Origin of the sequence: Dietzia sp. 111N12-1 (assembly GCF_001658045.1) — a bacterium.
GTDB classification, from domain to species: domain Bacteria; phylum Actinomycetota; class Actinomycetes; order Mycobacteriales; family Mycobacteriaceae; genus Dietzia; species Dietzia kunjamensis.
Window position 1 is genome coordinate 229,008 of record NZ_LSSV01000038.1, and the last position, 12,435, is coordinate 241,442.

A 12,435-nucleotide genomic window follows, 5' to 3' on the forward strand; every position below is an offset into this window, starting at 1 on the left:
CCGGTCGGGAACCCGTCAGGCGCGGGAGACGGCCGGTTGGTCGGCGCGCGCGGAATACCTGCTCACCAGCACCCGCCACACCAGCGGCCCGCCCACCACGAGCACCAGCGTGATCACGCCGATCAGCGCCGGCGGGGCGCCCAGCATCGCCGAGGCGGTCACGGCCAGCACGATCGTGATGCCCCGGCGGATGAGCCCCTGCGGGACGCGGCTGGCGAACTTCGAGCCGAAGAACGTGCCGACCGCCCCACCGATCAACAACGGGACCAGCAGGTTCCAGTCGACGCCGGTGACCAGGACGTGCCCGATCGCCGCCGCGATCACCAGTGGGACCGCCTGCACCAGGTCGGTGCCCACCAGCCGCAACGCCGCCAGGGTCGGGTAGAGCAGCATGATGCACATCATGATGACGGTGCCCGAGCCGACCGACGTGATGCCGACCATCAGGCCGCCGATCACGCCGACCAGCAGGGTGATCAGCGGCTTGACCGGCGGGTCGGGGTCATCGCCGGTGCGGATGCGCCCGGACATCTCGAAGAACGCCCGTAGGAAGTAGGCGGTGGACGCCACGATCAGCGTCGCACCGATGGCCTTCTTCAGCAGCCCCTGTACGTCGTCGGCGCCGATGGCGTGGACGAGCCACGCCCCGAGGTAGGCCGTCGGCACGGATCCCAGGATGAGCCAGAACGCGATCTTGAGGTTGGGTTTCCCGTGCCGCCAGTGCACGCCCGCGCCGATGACCTTGTTGACCGCGTTGACCACCAGGTCGTTGGCGACCGCCGCCGTCGGCGGGATGCCCACGAGGATGAGCGCCGGCGTCATCAGGGCGCCGCCGCCCATCCCCGTCAGACCGATCACCACACCGATGACGGCGCTGACGACCAGCAGCCCCAGCGAATCGTAGGTCCAGAGGGCCTCGGGCACCGGCTCAGATTCCCAGGATGGAGCTGAGGATCCGCTGCGCGACCTCTTCCGCGGTCCCGTCCTCGGGGCGGATGTGCAGGTCGGGGGTCAGCGGCGGCTCGTACGGAGCCGACACCCCGGTGAACTCCGGGATCTCGCCGGACCGGGCCTTGGCGTACAAGCCCTTGGGGTCACGGGCCTCGCACTCGGCCAGCGGGGTGTCCACGAAGACCTCGGTGAACGGCAGGTCGGCCTTGGCGTGGACGTCGCGCGCCGCGTCGCGGTCGGCGCGCATGGGCGAGATGAGGGAACAGACGACGACGACGCCGGCGTCCGCGAACAGCGCCGCGACCTCCGCGGTGCGGCGGATGTTCTCGGCGCGATCGGCGGCCGAGAACCCGAGGTCGGCGTTGAGGCCGTGCCGCAGGTTGTCGCCGTCGAGGATGTAGGCGGGGTGCCCGGACTCGATGAGCAGTCGCTCCACCTCGGACGCGATCGTGGACTTGCCCGAGCCCGACAGGCCGGTGAGCCACAGTGTGCGGCCCTGTCCCCGGTCCCCGCGCTGGACGGCCCCGGCGTGCCAGACCACGTTGGACCCCGTGGTGGCGGGCCCGATGATCATGCCCGCGCCCACGGTGTTGCCGGTGATCTCGTCGACCATGATGAACGCACCGGTGTCGCGGTTGCGCCGGTACGGGTCGTACATCAGCGGGGTCTGCGTGCGCAGTCCGATGCGGCCGATCTCGTTGAGGTCGAGCTCTGTGGAATCCGGGTCGCGGTGCAGGGTGTTGACGTCGAGCCGGTACTCCATCCCCGTGACGATCGCCTTGGTGTCTCGGGTGGTGTGCTTGATGACGTAGCGCTTGTTCTGCTGCAGCGTGGTGGCGTCGTCGAACCAGCAGACCATCGCCTCGAGTTCGGTGCCCTGGTGCGGACGGTTGCCCGGACGGGCGATCATCTCGCCGCGGACGATGTCGATCTCGTCGTTCAGTGCGATCGTCACGGCGGCGGGCGCGGCGGCCTCGTCCAGCTCCGCCCCGCCCGGGCCCCAGATCGCCTTGACCGTGGACTGCCGACCGGACGGCATGACCACCACGTCGTCGTCGACCTTGATGATGCCGCCCGCGACGGTGCCGGCGAACGAGCGGTGATCCAGGCCGTCGGCGCGCTGGGGACGGATCACGTACTGGACCGGGAACCGGACGTCGGTGAGGTTGCGGTCCGAGGCGATGTGCACGTTCTCGAGGTGGTCCAGCAGCGCCGGCCCGGTGTACCAGGGCATGGAATCAGTCGAATCGACGGCCCCGTTGACCACATTGTCGCCCTTGAGCGCGGACAGCGGCACGAACGTGACGTCGTGGACCTCGAGCTTGGCGGCGAAGTCGGTGAACTCGGTGCGGATGGCCTCGAAGGTGGCCTCGTCGTAGTCCACCAGGTCCATCTTGTTCACGGCCACGACCAGGCGCGGTATGCCCAGCAGTGCGGAGAGGAAGGCGTGGCGGCGCGTCTGCTCGAGGACACCCTTGCGGGCGTCGACGAGGATGATCGCCACGTCGGCCGTCGAGGCGCCGGTGACCATGTTGCGCGTGTACTGCACGTGGCCCGGGGTGTCCGCGATGATGAACTTGCGCCGCGGGGTCGAGAAGTAGCGGTACGCCACGTCGATCGTGATGCCCTGCTCCCGCTCGGACCGCAGCCCGTCGGTGAGCAGCGCGAGGTCGGTGTACTCGTCGCCCCGCTTGGCGGAGGTGGCCTCGATGGAGGCGAGCTGGTCCTCGAAGATGCCCTTGGAGTCGAACAGCAGCCGACCGATGAGGGTCGACTTGCCGTCGTCGACGGAGCCGGCGGTGGCGATGCGCAGCAACTGGGCCTGGTCGGACATGGTGTGGCCGGTCTCCACGGTGGCGGCCTCGGGGTTCGGGACCGCGGTGGTGGGGGCCGAACCGGCGGTGGTCGGGGTGCTCATCAGAAGTAGCCCTCCTTCTTGCGGTCTTCCATTCCGGCCTCGGAGATCCGGTCGTCGGCGCGGGTCGCGCCGCGCTCGGTGACGCGGGTGCCCGCGACCTCGGCGACGACGGCGGCGTTGTCGGCGGCGTCGGACTCGACGCAGCCGGTGCAGGTGGCGTCGCCGACGGTGCGGAAGCGGACCAGTTCGGTGCGGGCCTCCTCGCCGGGCAGCGTCTCGAGGAACCGGGTGTTGGCCAGGAGCATGCCGTCGCGCTCGATGACCTCACGCTCGTGGGCGTAGTAGATCGGCGGCAGGTCGATGTCCTCGCGCTCGATGTACTGCCAGATGTCCAGCTCCGTCCAGTTGGACAGCGGGAAGACCCGGATGTGCTCGCCCTTGCGGTGGTTGCCGTTGTAGAGCTTCCACAGCTCCGGGCGCTGCGCGCGGGGGTCCCAGGCGCCGAACGCGTCACGGAACGAGAAGACGCGCTCCTTGGCGCGGGCCTTCTCCTCGTCGCGGCGGGCACCGCCGAAGACCGCGTCGAAGCGGTTCTCCTGGATGCCGCGCAGGAGGGCGGTGGTCTGCAGCCGGTTGCGGCTGGTGCCCGGACCGGTCTCCTCGACCACGCGGCCGGCGTCGATGTCGTCCTGGACGTGGGAGACGAGCAGCTGGACGCCGGTCTCCGCCACGACCCGGTCGCGGTACTCGATCACCTCGTCGAAGTTGTGTCCCGTGTCCACGTGCATGAGCGGGAACGGCATCGGCGCGGGCCAGAAGGCCTTGCGGGCGAGGTGGAACATCACCACCGAGTCCTTGCCGCCGGAGAAGAGCATCCCCGGGCGTTCGAACTGCGCGGCTACCTCGCGGAAGATGTGGACGGACTCCGCCTCGAGCGCGTCGAGATGCGAGAGCGTCACCGCCGACCTCGTCGTCATGCGACCTCCAGTGTCGTGGACCGTCCGGGGTACCGGGCGGCTGACGGCAGACAGATCTGTCTGCCATCGGGCATCCGCACCATCGTGCGCCCGCCGAGCCGCGATATGCACCTCGGCGAGGGCATCTGGCATGCCCCTGTCGAATAACAGGCATACCCTGTCGACTATGCGACACGAACCGACCCATCGGGCGCTCTCGGTGATCGAGGCCCTCGCGAACGACGGCCCTCCCCTGCCCCTGGCCGAGCTCGCGCGCGTCGCCGGCGCCAGCCGGTCGACCCTCCACGCGGTGCTCTCCGAGATGGAGTCCCAGGCCTGGGCGGAGAAGGTCGGCGGCGGGTGGCGTGCCGGGCCGAGACTGCGCGAGGTGGGCACGGCGCTGGGCGCCGAGGTCGATCTCGTCCGGGCGGCCCGCGAGCCCCTCGAGGCCCTGGCCGACGCCACCGGCATCGCCGCCGTGGTCTTTGAGCTCCGCGACGGGATGGCCGAGGTCGTGGACTCGGTCGGTGCCGGCATGCGCACCGCCTCCCGGGAGGTCATGCCCGTCGGTCATGTGGTCCCGGTGCGTGCGCCCTTCGCCCGCGAACTGGCGGCCCGCCTCCCCGTGGTCGAGCAGCGCCGCTGGCTCGCCGACTCCGCGGGGCTCACCCCCGCCGCACGGGATCGACTCGAGACTGTCCTGCCGCAGATCGCGCGACGCGGGTGGTCGATCGAGCGACTGACCCCCGCACGACGCGAACTACTCCGGATGGCCGACTCCCTCGAGGCGTCCGGGATCGGTGCCCTGGTCCGTGACCGCGTGTCCGAACTGTTCGTGGAGCTGTCGGAACTCGACGTGACCAACGCGGAGCTCGACGCCGCCGCGGACCTGGCGGTGGCCTCGATCGCGGCACCGGTCCTGCGTGCGGACGGCCGCGCGATCGGATCGGTGGCCGTCGCCCCGGGCCGACGCATGACCGGTCGGGCCGTCGCCCGTGCCACCCGGGCGGTCAGCGCGTGCGCCGACTCGGTCTCCGCCCGGCTGGCCTCGCGCCCGGGCCGCGCCCCCGCCGTCGGCCTGCCCCCGCACCTCGTCCACCCGGCGCACGCGGCGCGCCACCCCTGAGCCCGGCCCGCCCGGCCGCCGCACTCACACCCGCCCGCCGCCACCCGGCAGACGCTCCCGCCCCGAGCCAGCAGGCGCTCCCGCGGATGGCGTCTCGCGCGAGCGCCTGCCCGGCCACAGCACAGCCGCCCGCGAACCTGGCGTCTCGCGCGCACCGCGGCTCACGCGAGACGCCAACCCGGCGGGCGGCTGCACCAACGGGCGGCTGCGCTGGGCCGGCTCAGGGCGTGGGCGCGCCTCCCGTCACCGACAGCGTGTTGCCGGTCGTGTACGAGGACTCCTCGGAGGCCAGGTAGACATACGCGCCCGCCATCTCCACCGGCTGACCGGGCCGGCCCAGCGGATTCTTCTGGCCGAAGTACGGCAGCTTCTCCGGCTTCTGCCCACCGGTCACCTGCAGCGCCGTCCAGAACGGCCCGGGCGCCACGGCGTTGACGCGGATCCCCCGGGGCGCGAGCTGCTGGGCGAGCGCCTTGGACATGGTGTTGACGGCCGCGCGGGAGGTGGCGTAGTCCACAAGGCCCGGTGACGGGGTGTAGGCCTGCACCGACGAGGTGAAGATGACACTCGCGCCCGGCTGCAGATGCCCCAGGGCCTCCTGCATCATCCAGAACGGCGCCGAGATGTTGACGTTCATCGTCTCCGCCCACTGCTCGGAGGTCAGGTCCTCGAGGTTCTCCACGTAGGTCTGCCGGGCGGCGTTGAGCACCAGCACATCGATTCCGCCGAGCCCGGCGACGGCGTCGCGGACGGTCCCCCGGGCGACCTCCTCGTCGCCCACGTCGCCGGGCAACAGCACGCACGTCCGCCCGGCCTCGCGGACAAGTCGCGCGACCTCGTCGGCGTCGGACTGCTCGGACGGCAGGTAGCCGATCGCAACATCGGCACCCTCGCGGGCGTAGGCGATCGCGATGGCCCGACCGATTCCCGAGTCACCGCCGGTGATGAGCGCCCGCCGGCCGGTGAGCCGACCGTGGCCGACATACGACGTCTCGCCGTGGTCGGCCGGCGGGTCGAGCTCGGAGGCCAGCCCGGGGACGGGCTGCGACTGCATCGGGATCTCCACCTCGTACTTGGAGGTGGGATCGACCAGGGCCGCTTCGTCCGGCTGGACGGCGTCGGGCTGGTCGGAGGGCGTGAAGGTGGGGTCGGTGCTCACTGGCGGGCCTCCTGGGTCGTGTAGCTGCATCGACGGTACGCGCGACGGGTGGCCCCCGTCCGGATGCGAGTCGACGTCGAATCCCCCACACTGCGGAGGAGAACTCAACTTCCCACGAGACGAAGGAGCAAGCATGCCCCGTTACCGCGTGATTGACCCCGAGCAGAACGTGATCGACGAGAAGGAGTTCGCCGACGACACCAAGGCCTACGACTGGTTCAAGACGGTCGAGGTCCCGGAGGATTCGCTCGGCTACGCCATGGAGGTCGACATGGACGGCAAGTGGACGCGCTTCGAGATCAACGACGGTGGCACCAACACCTCCCCCGCGGCCGACGAGGGCACCGGCATCGCCTGATCGGTCACAACACGATCTGACGCGGCCGGCCGCACCCCGCTTCACCGCGGGTCGGCCGGTTCTCGCGTTCGGGGCCGAGGTTGTGAGAACCCGCGCCCCCCGGGCGAGGTTGTGAGGACCCGCGCCCCGGGCGGTCTGGGCCGGGAAAACCACGCCCCGGGGCCGTCAGAGCCAGCCGCGCGCCTGCGCCTCCCGCGCCGCCTCGCCCCGCGTGGTGGTGTGGGTCTTGGCGATCGCCGAGGACAGGTGGTTGCGCACGGTGCCCTGCGACAGGACCAGATCGGCGGCGATGTCGGCGACGCGGGCCCCGGTCAGCGCGTGACGCAGGACGTCCTTCTCCCTGGGAGTGAGGGGGTCGGGGCCGGAGACCATCGAGTCACGGGCCAGGACCGGGTCCACGACGGTCTCGCCCGCGTTCACCTTCCGCACCGCGTCCGCCAGCTCGCCGGCGGGCGTGTCCTTGACCACGAACCCGCCGGCCCCCGACTCGAGCGCACGGCTCACATATCCGGGGCGGCCGAAGGTGGTCACGATCAGGACGCGAACGTCCGGGTGCTCCTCCCGGATCCGCCGGGTGGTGGTGATGCCGTCCCCACCCGGCATCTCGATGTCCACCACGCAGACGTCGGGCCGGAGACGTTCGACCGCCGCCAGGAGTTCGTCCCCGCGTCCGACCTCGGCGACCACGTCGATGTCCGGTTCCAGGGCGAGCAGCGCCGCGAGGCCACCCCGGACGAGCGCCTGGTCGTCGGCCAGGACGAGTCGGATCGGCGCCGCAGCGGGTGCGGAGCCGGGCACGGCCTCGCTCATCGCGCCCACCCCACTGCCACGACGGTCCCGGTCTCGTGGGTCTCGGCGCCGGGCCAGCCTTTGCCGGGTCCGGCCGCCCCGACCCCGGCCGCGGCGGCACTGCGGTCACGCACCTCGAACCGTGCGCCCGCGTCCGCGGCCCGCGCCGCGAGGCCCTCGAGCCCGCGCCCCGCCGTGCCGGTCCCTGCCGTGCCGGGCCCCTCGCCCGTGCCGGAGCCGGCCTCCCGGCGGGCGTGGATTCCCCGGCCGTCGTCGGTGAGGCGCACGCCGCCGGCGGTGAATTCGACGGTGACGCGGCGGGCCTCGGAGTGCCGGGCGATGTTGGTGCCCGCCTCCCGCAGGGTCCACGCGACGAGCACCGCGTACTGCGCGGGAACGAGATCCGGGGTGCCGTCCACGCGCACGTCCATCCCGGCGGCGCGGAGGGATCCGGTGAGGTCGGCGAGCTCACGCGCGGGATCGGCGACGCGCATCCCGGACACGGTCTGCCGCATCTCCGCCAGCGCGGTGCGGGTGAGCGTCTCGATGTTCTCCAGTTCGGCGCGGGTGATATCCGGGTCGGAGTCGAGTCGGGCCCGGGCGAGCTGGGCGCGGATGGTCAGGGCGGTGAGGGTGTGGCCGAGCACGTCGTGGAGGTCCCGGGCCATCCGCTCGCGCTCCTCCACCACCCCGAGCGCGCGCCGGTAGTGGCCCTCGCGGTCGCTGATGCCCACGGAGATGCGGGTGCCGATCATCGACAGGACCACCGGGATCACCAGGAAGCACGGGATGAGCATGGCGACGTTGCTCTCGAGCAGCGCCGCGCCACACCCGAGGACGATCAGCGCCACCGCGGCGGGCACGCTGCGCCGCAGCGGCCAGGCGGCGGCGGTGAAGCAGGCGATGAACGGCAGGAAATTGGTCGGGCCGTTGATCCCCGCGGCCGGCAGGGTTCCGAACGCGCACACCACGAGTCCGGCCAGGTAGCCGAGGCCGAGCGGCGCAGGGGTCCCGGCCGGGTGGTCGAGCCAGTTCTCGTCCGCCGCGAGCGGCGCCTCACCGCGAGACGCGAGCGGCGACTCACCACGGGCCGCGAGCGTCGACGCATCTCGGGTGGGGCGCGCCGTCCTGCGCAGGTGTAGCGGGTAGTCGCGGGTGACGGCGGGCGAGGCGAAGCCGGCGAGGTAGACGGCGGAAAAGACGGCGACGGAGGCCAGGCCCAGCACCGTGGGTGCGGTGGGCGCGCCGGAATAGACGACGGCGAGGACCGGGTAGATCAGAAAGACCTGCCAGATCAGGGAGAACAGGACATTCGGGCTGGTGAGGGCGTCCCGGACCCGGCGCCAGGTGGTTCTGCTGCCCGTCGTCATCGACCCGACCTCCCCTGCCGTCTCTAGTCCCGGCCCCGACGGCGACGCACCAGAACTGTTGCCGTCGTCCCCAGTATGAGGGCCCACGCGGTCACATTGAGCAGCGGAAGCCACAACGGGTCGGTCACGGACTCGGTCACCACCCCGCCGGTGAGCGGGAAGCGGGCCAGCGCGTTGATCCCGTACAGCGGCGTGAACCGGGCGAGCTCCAGCGCGGTCCCCGACAGCGGGATGAACAGGTTGCCGGCCAGGGCGAACAGGACCAGGCTCCCACCGGCCACGCCCAACGCGGATTCGGAGCGGAACGCCATCCCGGCGGTCAGTCCGTACCCGGCGAACACCGCCGACCCGATCCACGCCGCGGCCAGGGCCAGCACCCACGCGAGCGGCGTGGCTTCAGCCCCCGTGAGCGCGCCGACGAGCCCCACGGAGAGGACGGGCACAGCCGCCACCGTCATGGCCACGGCGGACTTGGTGATCACGAAGCCGGTGCTGCTCCACGGGGTCAACCCGAGTTGACGTCCCCAGCCCTGGAAGCGTTCGAGAGCGGCCCCGCCGCTGATCGAGGTGGTGGCGGTGACGGCGCCGTAGACGGCCATGGAGATCATGACGACCGAGCCCACGTTGCCGTGTGCGACGGGCTCGTCCCGGTAGGACTGGGCGCTGCCGAACACCAGGTACATGATGAGCGGCAGTCCGGCGATGAAGAAGATGTTGGTGATGTCGCGCAGAGTGCGGCGCAGGTCGATGGCCCAGTAGGTGGCGTTCATCGGGCGGCCTCCTGGTCGGGGTCGGTCGTGTCGGGGTCGGTGGTGTCGGGGGCTGTGGTGTCGGGTGCGGCGGTGAGGGCGACGAAGGCGTCGTCCAGCGACCGCGGGCTGATGGTGAGGTCACGGGCGGCGGTCCCGCGCAGCAGCGCGCCCGCGGTGGCGTCGCTGTCGGTGCTGGTGAGGATGACCCGGGTGGGTGTGCGTTCCACCGCGGTGACCCCGGGCAGGTCGTGGGGTGCGGGTTCACCGGGCCCGGGGGTCCAGACCGCGGTGAGGCGGGTGCCCGTGGCCATCGCACGGATCGCCTCGACCGGGCCATCGGCCACGATCCGGCCGCGGGCCATGAGCACGATGCGGTCGGCGAACGCCTCGGCCTCCTCCAGGTGGTGGGTGGCGAATAAGACGGTCGACCCGGACGTGGCCTCGGCGTGCATGGTGGACCAGAACTCACGGCGCGTGCCCACGTCCATCGCGGCGGTCGGCTCGTCGAGGATGAGCAGGTCGGGATCCGGCAGCAGCGCCAGGGCGAAGCGGAGTCGTTGCTGTTCGCCGCCCGAGCAGCGGGAGACCTTCCGGCGGCCGATCGTGGCGATCCCTGCCCGGTCGAGTACCTCGCCCACGGAGAGCGGGTCCCGGTACAGGGCCGCGATGGCCCGGACGGTCTCCTCGACCGTGAGGTCGGACAGCAGTCCCCCGGTCTGGAGGACGGCGGCGATCCGCCCGTCGGCGACGGCCTGTCTGGGGACGGCGCCGAACGCTCGGGCCCGCCCGCCGGTCGGCTCGGTGAGGCCGAGCGCGATGTCGAGGGCGGTGGTCTTGCCGGCACCGTTGGGGCCGAGCAGCGCCACCACCTCGCCGGGGTCGATCCGCAGGTCGATGCCGCGGAGGGCGTGGACCGTCTCGGCGCGAGGCCGGGTGAACGTCTGGGTCAGGTCGTGGAATTCGAGGGCGGGAGCGGGCGCGTCGGTGTCGATCACGGCGCCGACGCGGCCTGGGTCCCGGGGGCGGGTGGAGCGGTGGATAACCATGCTTCCACCCTCGCTCACCTGCGAGGACGGCCAGAAGAGCCGCCTGTCACGACTTCACCGGTGACAACTGTCATGGGTCCCGGCGTCGGCACGCGAGAGCCTCGAGCCCGGATCGGCTACCCCTTGACCAGTCCCCCGTCCACGATGAGGTTCTGCCCGGTCACGGCGCGCGCCCACGGGGAGGCGAAGAACAGCACCGCGTCGGCGAGTTCGGCCGGGGTGATCGCGCGGCGCAGCGGCGTCCCCGAGGCGATGAGGTCGAACACCTCCGCAGGCGTGGCGGCGCTCGCGTCGGTGGTGCGCAGCAGACCGCCGGAGACCATGTTCACCGTGATGCCGTCCGGCCCCAGATCGGCGGCGAGGGTGCGGGTCAGCGACAGCGCGGCGGCCTTGGCGGCGGTGTAGTCGTGGTACGGCACCACCGGGTGCTGGAACAGGTTGGTGCCGATGGTCACGATCCGCCCGAACCCCGCCTCGCGCATCCCCGGCAGCGCGGCCTGGGTCGTGGCGAGGGTGGCCTTGACCGCGCCACGCAGCTGGGAGTCGAAATCCTCCCAGGTCAGGGTCTCCGGCCGCGGCCTGGCATCGCCGTTGAACTCGAAGTCGGCCAGCGCGTTGTTGACGACCGTGCTGATCGGTCGACCGAAGTGGGCGCGGGCCGCGTCGAAGAGGGCGCGCACCTCGTCGTCGTCGGTCACGTCCGCGCGTAGTGCGACGGCGCGGTCCTCGCCGAGCTCACGGACGAGGTCGGCGGCGGCGGCCTCGCTGCGTCGATAGTTGACGACGACGAGGGCGCCCTCTCGGGAGAAGGCGCGGATGATGTCCACGCCGAGTCCGCGGGCTCCGCCGGTGACCAGGACGACCTGCTCGTTGATACGCATTCCACTCGCTTCCCGGTGGTTCCCCACGGGGAGCGCGATGCCCACCTGCCCGCCGCACGGCGACCGCACGACTGCGAGGCGACGCCGCCCGGGGCGACGAATCGACATTCCTCCGCTGGAACTACCCAGTTCAGGTTCGACGGGTGTGATCTCAGCTGTCCGGATGGGCAGCACCCCGTGTCGAGTGCGAGCCTAGGCCACCCGCGGCCGGCTGAACGCGAAGCCACACTGCCGATCTGTCCCGCGTGGCTGGACAACCGTCCTAGGATCGGCGAACGCCCCCGACGATCGGAGCCCCGTGACCACCGCCCTGCCCTCCTCGCTCGGCCGGCTGCGCGACCTGTTCTCGCAGGCCACACCGCCGACCGATCTGCCCGCCCCGGGCGACTACCTCGTCACGTTCGTCGGCCCGGCACCGCTGAGGGTGGTGGCACCGCGCGTTATCGCCCTCGGCGGGATGCCGGGCTGGCAGGGCAAGCGTTTCGCCTCCGGGGGCGGCGCGATAAACCTTGTCGACGACGACGAGGGCCGCCCGCCGCGGGAGACCCTACCGATGCGGGTGACGCTGGAGCCCTCGTGGCTCGACGGCCGGCAGGTGATCGTCTGCTCGTACGGCGCCACGAGCCCGATGCCGTGGCGCTGGGTCCGGGACGAGTTCCGCCCGCTCGACGACCGGCGCCTGATCGGTCTGACCTTCGCGGGCGGACGCTGGTCGCGGGCTGCGGCAGCGCCGCTGCTGCTCACTCGGGCCTGACCGGGGCGGGCGGCCGGGCGCGTCACAGGCCCGCCCACGGCGCCTACGCGAGGCGACGCAGACGCGGTTCGAGGTCGGATGTGAACAGGTCGAGGAAGCGTTTCTGGTCGTGGCCGGGGGCGTGGAAGACCAGGTGGTTGAGCCCCGCGTCGACGTACTGGCGGACCTGCTCGACCGCGTCGTCGGGGTCGGAGGCGACGATCCACCGCTTGGCCACCTGCTCGATGGGCAACTCGTCGGCCAGGCGCTCCATCTCGCGCGGCGAATCCACCGAGTGCTTCTGCTCCGGGGTCAGACTGAGCGGCGCCCAGAAGCGGCAGTTCTCCAGCGCGGCGGCCGGGTCGGGGTCGTAAGAGATCTTGATCTCGATCATCCGGTCGATCTGCGAGGAGTCACGCTCGTTGACCCCGGCGCCCTCCTCGACGGCCGGGAGCA

Annotated in this window: 13 protein-coding genes and 1 riboswitch; of the genes, 3 read left to right on the forward strand and 10 right to left on the reverse strand. The window is 71.7% G+C overall.

What is annotated here, in order from left to right; all coding sequences use genetic code 11:
* Positions 1–15: 15 nt before the first annotated feature.
* The 3 genes from AYO52_RS10935 to cysD are packed head-to-tail and all read right to left on the reverse strand — an operon-like array spanning position 16 to position 3,786.
* Positions 16–924 carry a sulfite exporter TauE/SafE family protein gene (locus AYO52_RS10935; protein ID WP_067716959.1) on the reverse strand — a complete coding sequence of 303 codons (909 nt, stop codon included), beginning with the start codon at positions 922–924 and terminating at the stop codon, positions 16–18.
* Positions 925–928: 4 nt separating this feature from the next.
* A complete protein-coding gene (gene cysC, locus AYO52_RS10940) occupies positions 929–2,869 on the reverse strand; it encodes an adenylyl-sulfate kinase (protein ID WP_082923948.1) in 1,941 nt (646 codons plus the stop codon).
* Positions 2,869–3,786 (reverse strand): sulfate adenylyltransferase subunit CysD, encoded by a 918-nt coding sequence (gene cysD / locus AYO52_RS10945; protein WP_067716962.1) that lies wholly within the window; start codon positions 3,784–3,786, stop codon positions 2,869–2,871. The genes cysC and cysD overlap by 1 nt, the downstream gene beginning before the upstream one ends.
* Before the next feature lie 166 nt (positions 3,787–3,952).
* Here cysD and AYO52_RS10950 point away from each other — a divergent pair, with 166 nt between their 5' ends.
* Positions 3,953–4,891: an IclR family transcriptional regulator gene (locus tag AYO52_RS10950; RefSeq protein ID WP_067716965.1), complete on the forward strand. Its 939-nt coding sequence runs from the start codon at positions 3,953–3,955 to the stop codon at positions 4,889–4,891.
* 220 nt (positions 4,892–5,111) lie between these two features.
* Here the strand turns inward: AYO52_RS10950 and AYO52_RS10955 are convergent, their stop codons facing one another.
* Positions 5,112–6,050, reverse strand: coding sequence for an SDR family oxidoreductase (locus tag AYO52_RS10955; protein ID WP_371517636.1), 939 nt, complete (start codon positions 6,048–6,050; stop codon positions 5,112–5,114).
* A 133-nt stretch (positions 6,051–6,183) separates the two neighbouring features.
* On the opposite strand from AYO52_RS10955, the gene AYO52_RS10960 reads away from it, so the two are divergent.
* On the forward strand, positions 6,184–6,408 hold the full coding sequence (locus AYO52_RS10960) for a hypothetical protein (RefSeq protein WP_067716967.1): 225 nt from the start codon (positions 6,184–6,186) through the stop codon (positions 6,406–6,408).
* A 165-nt stretch (positions 6,409–6,573) separates the two neighbouring features.
* Here the strand turns inward: AYO52_RS10960 and AYO52_RS10965 are convergent, their stop codons facing one another.
* The 5 genes from AYO52_RS10965 to AYO52_RS10985 form a co-directional block, all read right to left on the reverse strand.
* On the reverse strand, positions 6,574–7,218 hold the full coding sequence (locus AYO52_RS10965; protein WP_067717062.1) for a response regulator transcription factor: 645 nt from the start codon (positions 7,216–7,218) through the stop codon (positions 6,574–6,576).
* Positions 7,215–8,567, reverse strand: coding sequence for a histidine kinase (locus tag AYO52_RS10970; RefSeq protein WP_067716970.1), 1,353 nt, complete (start codon positions 8,565–8,567; stop codon positions 7,215–7,217). The genes AYO52_RS10965 and AYO52_RS10970 overlap by 4 nt, the downstream gene beginning before the upstream one ends.
* Positions 8,568–8,590: 23 nt before the next feature.
* A complete protein-coding gene (locus tag AYO52_RS10975; RefSeq protein WP_067716973.1) occupies positions 8,591–9,337 on the reverse strand; it encodes an ABC transporter in 747 nt (248 codons plus the stop codon).
* Positions 9,334–10,365, reverse strand: coding sequence for an ABC transporter ATP-binding protein (locus tag AYO52_RS10980; protein WP_082923949.1), 1,032 nt, complete (start codon positions 10,363–10,365; stop codon positions 9,334–9,336). The genes AYO52_RS10975 and AYO52_RS10980 overlap by 4 nt, the downstream gene beginning before the upstream one ends.
* A gap of 116 nt (positions 10,366–10,481) precedes the next feature.
* Positions 10,482–11,246, reverse strand: coding sequence for a 3-oxoacyl-ACP reductase (locus AYO52_RS10985; protein WP_067716975.1), 765 nt, complete (start codon positions 11,244–11,246; stop codon positions 10,482–10,484).
* 90 nt (positions 11,247–11,336) lie between these two features.
* Positions 11,337–11,434, reverse strand: a riboswitch (TPP riboswitch).
* Between the two features lie 110 nt (positions 11,435–11,544).
* Between AYO52_RS10985 and AYO52_RS10990 the strand changes: the two genes are divergently transcribed.
* The gene (locus tag AYO52_RS10990) at positions 11,545–12,000 is read left to right on the forward strand and encodes a hypothetical protein (RefSeq protein ID WP_067716978.1); all 456 of its coding nucleotides are present in this window, start codon (positions 11,545–11,547) and stop codon (positions 11,998–12,000) included.
* Positions 12,001–12,043: 43 nt separating this feature from the next.
* Here the strand turns inward: AYO52_RS10990 and AYO52_RS10995 are convergent.
* Positions 12,044–12,435: LLM class flavin-dependent oxidoreductase (locus AYO52_RS10995; protein ID WP_156523586.1), on the reverse strand; the 392-nt coding region annotated here is incomplete at its 5' end.

Bases quoted from the DNA above. Each gene is read 5' to 3' on its own strand.
- cysC (WP_082923948.1), bottom strand. From the start codon at position 2,869: ATGAGCACCCCGACCACCGCCGGTTCGGCCCCCACCACCGCGGTCCCG.
- cysD (WP_067716962.1), bottom strand. From the start codon at position 3,786: ATGACGACGAGGTCGGCGGTGACGCTCTCGCATCTCGACGCGCTCGAG.
- AYO52_RS10950 (WP_067716965.1), top strand. From the start codon at position 3,953: ATGCGACACGAACCGACCCATCGGGCGCTCTCGGTGATCGAGGCCCTC.
- AYO52_RS10960 (WP_067716967.1), top strand. From the start codon at position 6,184: ATGCCCCGTTACCGCGTGATTGACCCCGAGCAGAACGTGATCGACGAG.
- AYO52_RS10965 (WP_067717062.1), bottom strand. From the start codon at position 7,218: ATGAGCGAGGCCGTGCCCGGCTCCGCACCCGCTGCGGCGCCGATCCGA.
- AYO52_RS10970 (WP_067716970.1), bottom strand. From the start codon at position 8,567: ATGACGACGGGCAGCAGAACCACCTGGCGCCGGGTCCGGGACGCCCTC.
- AYO52_RS10975 (WP_067716973.1), bottom strand. From the start codon at position 9,337: ATGAACGCCACCTACTGGGCCATCGACCTGCGCCGCACTCTGCGCGAC.
- AYO52_RS10980 (WP_082923949.1), bottom strand. From the start codon at position 10,365: ATGGTTATCCACCGCTCCACCCGCCCCCGGGACCCAGGCCGCGTCGGC.
- AYO52_RS10985 (WP_067716975.1), bottom strand. From the start codon at position 11,246: ATGCGTATCAACGAGCAGGTCGTCCTGGTCACCGGCGGAGCCCGCGGA.